A 3,845-nucleotide genomic window follows, 5' to 3' on the forward strand; every position below is an offset into this window, starting at 1 on the left:
AAAGCGCCCACCACACAAACGTTAGAGCGCCGACCACAGCTTTTGGCAAAGACCCCATAATCTCAAATTAATCTCACTGGTGTAAGCAAAAACCTCTATGCACTAGATATTGTGCATAGAGGTTATAAACAGAAGACTTTAAACAATATGTAGTGCTGGTATCCCAGCAACGCAATTATTTAACTTCTACGGTAGCGCCAGCAGCTTCCAGTTTCTCTTTCAGAGCGTCAGCGTCAGCTTTGGATACTTTTTCTTTAACAGCTTTCGGAGCGCCATCAACCAGCTCTTTAGCTTCTTTCAGGCCCAGGCCGGTAGCTTCGCGAACAGCTTTGATAACTTGGATCTTAGAAGAACCAGCGGAAGCCAGAATTACGTCGAATTCAGTCTTTTCAGCAGCAGCTTCGCCAGCAGCAGCTACAGGAGCAGCAGCTACAGCAACAGGAGCAGCAGCGGATACGCCAAATTTTTCTTCCAGAGCTTTAACCAGTTCGGACAGTTCCAATACGGTCATGGATTCAATAGCTTCGATGATTTGATCTTTATTCATTATAGTTACCTCCAGTAATTAAGTAATTTTTTATTTTTAAGCTGCTCTAAGCAGCGCGCCGCCACGAATTAAGCGGACTCTTTTTGTTTGCGTACAGCGTCCAGCGCATATACGACATTGCGGATAGTACCTTGCAGTACGTTGACAAAGCCAGTGATAGGAGCGTTCATGCTGCCCAGCATCTTGGCGATAAGAACTTCTTTCGGCGGCAGAGAAGCCAAAGCCTTAATTTCGTCAGCGCTGATAACTTTGCCATCAAGAACGCCAACCTTAACTTTCAGTTCTTTGTTTTCTTTTGCGAAATCGCAAACGATTTTTGCAACTGCAACAGGATCTTCCGGAGAAACAGCGATAGCGGTGTTTTTCTCCAGAGCGGGCTCCAGGCCCTCAATGCCAGCTTCTTGTGCAGCAATACGCAGCAGAGTGTTCTTTACTACATTGTAGTGAACGCCAGCCTCACGCATTTTGCGGCGCAGAGCGGTATCCTGAGCAACAGTCAAACCACAGAAGTCTACTAAAACTGCGCATTTGGAGTTGGTCAGCAACTCTTTGAGTTCAGCAACTTTAGCAACTTTTTCAGGTCTAATAACTGCCATTGGATTGCACCTCCTTCTTTTGATGTTTTTATTAAATCAAAAAGACCTCTCGGCCGCAGCCGGAGGTCGGAAGGTCTATATATCTTCACGCTCCAGCCTCGGCAGGCGTAATAAAAACTTACGCGGTTAGGCACCTGCTGTCTATGGCCCGATTATCTTCTGATTTAGTAAAATGTGGTAAAACTACAATTATTTGTCGCTGTTAGCCTTCAAAACATCTAATTTGATGCCAGGGCCCATGGTGGTGGACATGGTAACAGACTTAATGTATTGGCCTTTAGCGCCGGAAGGTTTAACCTTAACCAGAGTGTCAGCCAAAGCGATGTAGTTTTGCAGTAATTGCTCTTCAGTAAAGGAAGCTTTACCGATAGGAGCTTGTACGTTGCCGGCTTTATCGGTACGATACTCAATTTTACCAGCTTTAGATTCCTTGACGGCACGGGTTACGTCCATGGTAACGGTACCAACCTTCGGGTTAGGCATTAAACCGCGAGGGCCAAGGATTTTACCAAGGCGGCCAACCAGGCCCATCATATCGGGGGTTGCGATGCAGACGTCAAAGTCCATCCAGCCTTGTTTAATTTTATCAACGAATTCTTCGCCGCCGACAAAGTCAGCGCCTGCAGCTTCTGCCTCAGCAATCTTGGGGCCCTTAGCAAAAACCAAAACAGTTTTGGATTTACCGGTGCCATTAGGCAGAACCAATGCGCCGCGAACTTGCTGATCAGGGTATTTAGGGTTAACGCCCAGACGGAAAGCAACTTCAACGGTGCTGTCGAATTTAGTGGTAGCGGTTTTCTTAACCAGCTCTACTGCTTCTTTCGGAGAGTAGAATTTGTCAGCTTCGATTAATTTCAAAGCGTCAGCATACTTTTTACCCATTGTTAAAATTCCTCCTATGTGGTACGAACGGCTTGTGCCTCCCACCAATTAAGAAAACTGCTTAAAATCAGTCTTCGATTACGATACCCATGCTGCGTGCAGTGCCTTCTACCATTCTCATAGCAGCTTCTACGCTTGCAGCATTGAGGTCAGCCATTTTGCTTTCTGCGATTTCGCGAACCTTATCGCGACCCAGCTTAGCAACTTTCTTTTTGTTAGGTTCACCAGAAGCCTTTTCCAGACCAGCAGCCTTTTTCAGCAGAACTGCAGCCGGAGGGGTTTTGGTTACGAAAGTAAAGGAACGATCCTCGAAAACAGTGATCTCAACAGGAATGATGAGGCCAGCTTGTTTTTCAGTACGTGCGTTAAATTCCTTAACGAAGGCCATGATGTTAACACCAGCCTGGCCAAGTGCAGGACCTACAGGAGGAGCCGGGGTTGCTTTTGCAGCCGGTACCTGTAATTTTACCATTTTAACGACTTTCTTCGGCATTTAATTACACCTCCTTACTTATTCAGCTTCTTCTACTTGTGTAAAATCAATTTCAACAGGAGTTTCGCGTCCAAACATATCAACGAGAACCTTCAGCTTACCGCGTTCCTCGTTAATATCGGAAATTCTTCCCACCTGATCAACAAAGGGACCTGTTTTGAGACGTACCAGCTGTTGCAACTGAAAATCAATATGAGGCCGCTCTTCTTCTACACCCATAGCGCGCATAATCTGCTGCACTTCAGAGTCAGTCAGAGGAATCGGCTTTGTTCCGGATCCGACAAAGCCTGTTACACCCGGAGTATTGCGAACGGCATACCAGCTGCGGTCGTTAACAATCATTTCCACCAGCACATAGCCGGGGAAAACCTTACGCTCGACCAGCTTCTTTTTACCGTCCTTACTAAGCTCAACCTCTTTTTCCATGGGAATAATAACATTGAAAATTTCATTTTCCATGCCCAAGGATTGAACCTTACGTTCCAGGTTAGTGCGTACTTTATTCTCATATCCAGAATAGGTATGAATTACATACCAATGTCTTTCTTGCTTTTCTTCTTCCATCAACAAGCGGAAAGCAACGCTTCCCCTACCCTCCTTACTTAAGTCCTATCGCCTTATTGCAGAATCATTCTGAACAACACGCTGAAACAGGTATCGATTATCCAGATCAGCGCTGCGCACAAACAAACTGCAATCATAACCACAATGGTGTTAGCAATAAGCTCTTGCTTGGTAGGCCAGGTTACCTTTTTTAATTCTACTTTAGTTTCTCTGAGAAAGCTGGCAATGCTGAAACCTTTTTCCTCAGAGCCCGTAGTTTCCGGAACGGCCATCTCGTCACATCCTTGCTATTACTACCCAATTAACACAAAAAAATTATTTGGTTTCTTTGTGCAGAGTGTGCTTTTTGCAGAACTTGCAGTATTTATTCAGCTCGATACGATCAGGATCGTTCTTTTTGTTTTTGTTGGTTTGGTAATTTCTTTGTTTGCATTCAGTGCAAGCCAAAGTAATCAGGTTACGCATTTAGTTACACCTCGCTTACGTCATAAAATAAAACCAATCACAAATTGTCGCTAATATAGAGTACCACAGTTAACACTTTATGTCAACTATAATCCTTCACAGACTGTGAATTTTTTTATGCCTAGCAAAACAGCGGCAAAGCCTGCTGTAAACAGACAAGACCGGCCTTAACCGACCGGTCCTGTACAGTCTGTAAATTATACTTCTTCTACTTCGGAAACAACGCCGGCGCCAACGGTACGACCGCCTTCACGAATAGCGAAACGCAGACCTTTTTCAATTGCGATCGGGGTGATCA

General features: G+C 45.0%; 8 protein-coding genes and 1 other annotated feature. All 8 genes read right to left on the reverse strand.

Features of this window, described 5'->3' with window-relative positions:
- Nucleotides 1-175: 175 nt before the first annotated feature.
- The gene (gene rplL, locus QZ105_RS10145; protein ID WP_293729804.1) at nucleotides 176-547 is read right to left on the reverse strand and encodes a 50S ribosomal protein L7/L12; all 372 of its coding nucleotides are present in this window, start codon (nucleotides 545-547) and stop codon (nucleotides 176-178) included.
- A gap of 68 nt (nucleotides 548-615) precedes the next feature.
- Nucleotides 616-1,143 (reverse strand): 50S ribosomal protein L10, encoded by a 528-nt coding sequence (gene rplJ / locus QZ105_RS10150; RefSeq protein WP_293729805.1) that lies wholly within the window; start codon nucleotides 1,141-1,143, stop codon nucleotides 616-618.
- A gap of 29 nt (nucleotides 1,144-1,172) precedes the next feature.
- Nucleotides 1,173-1,308, reverse strand: a sequence feature (ribosomal protein L10 leader region).
- 24 nt (nucleotides 1,309-1,332) lie between these two features.
- On the reverse strand, nucleotides 1,333-2,034 hold the full coding sequence (gene rplA / locus QZ105_RS10155) for a 50S ribosomal protein L1 (RefSeq protein WP_366936047.1): 702 nt from the start codon (nucleotides 2,032-2,034) through the stop codon (nucleotides 1,333-1,335).
- 58 nt (nucleotides 2,035-2,092) lie between these two features.
- Nucleotides 2,093-2,518 carry a 50S ribosomal protein L11 gene (gene rplK / locus QZ105_RS10160; protein WP_293729807.1) on the reverse strand — a complete coding sequence of 142 codons (426 nt, stop codon included), beginning with the start codon at nucleotides 2,516-2,518 and terminating at the stop codon, nucleotides 2,093-2,095.
- An 18-nt stretch (nucleotides 2,519-2,536) separates the two neighbouring features.
- Nucleotides 2,537-3,082: a transcription termination/antitermination protein NusG gene (gene nusG, locus QZ105_RS10165; protein WP_293729809.1), complete on the reverse strand. Its 546-nt coding sequence runs from the start codon at nucleotides 3,080-3,082 to the stop codon at nucleotides 2,537-2,539.
- A gap of 53 nt (nucleotides 3,083-3,135) precedes the next feature.
- A complete protein-coding gene (gene secE, locus QZ105_RS10170) occupies nucleotides 3,136-3,354 on the reverse strand; it encodes a preprotein translocase subunit SecE (RefSeq protein ID WP_293729808.1) in 219 nt (72 codons plus the stop codon).
- A gap of 43 nt (nucleotides 3,355-3,397) precedes the next feature.
- Nucleotides 3,398-3,547, reverse strand: coding sequence for a 50S ribosomal protein L33 (rpmG, locus tag QZ105_RS10175; protein WP_009145199.1), 150 nt, complete (start codon nucleotides 3,545-3,547; stop codon nucleotides 3,398-3,400).
- 197 nt (nucleotides 3,548-3,744) lie between these two features.
- Nucleotides 3,745-3,845 (reverse strand): hypothetical protein (locus QZ105_RS10180; protein ID WP_293729810.1); only part of this gene is annotated, 101 nt, incomplete at its 5' end.

The organism is uncultured Phascolarctobacterium sp. (assembly GCF_905212365.1).
Classification (GTDB): Bacteria; Bacillota; Negativicutes; order Acidaminococcales; family Acidaminococcaceae; genus Phascolarctobacterium_A.

What these genes read in the sequence shown, in the direction of transcription:
- rpmG (WP_009145199.1), bottom strand. Translation starts at nt 3,547, where the DNA reads ATGCGTAACCTGATTACTTTGGCTTGCACTGAATGCAAACAAAGAAAT.
- secE (WP_293729808.1), bottom strand. Translation starts at nt 3,354, where the DNA reads ATGGCCGTTCCGGAAACTACGGGCTCTGAGGAAAAAGGTTTCAGCATT.
- rplL (WP_293729804.1), bottom strand. Translation starts at nt 547, where the DNA reads ATGAATAAAGATCAAATCATCGAAGCTATTGAATCCATGACCGTATTG.
- rplJ (WP_293729805.1), bottom strand. Translation starts at nt 1,143, where the DNA reads ATGGCAGTTATTAGACCTGAAAAAGTTGCTAAAGTTGCTGAACTCAAA.
- rplK (WP_293729807.1), bottom strand. Translation starts at nt 2,518, where the DNA reads ATGCCGAAGAAAGTCGTTAAAATGGTAAAATTACAGGTACCGGCTGCA.
- nusG (WP_293729809.1), bottom strand. Translation starts at nt 3,082, where the DNA reads ATGGAAGAAGAAAAGCAAGAAAGACATTGGTATGTAATTCATACCTAT.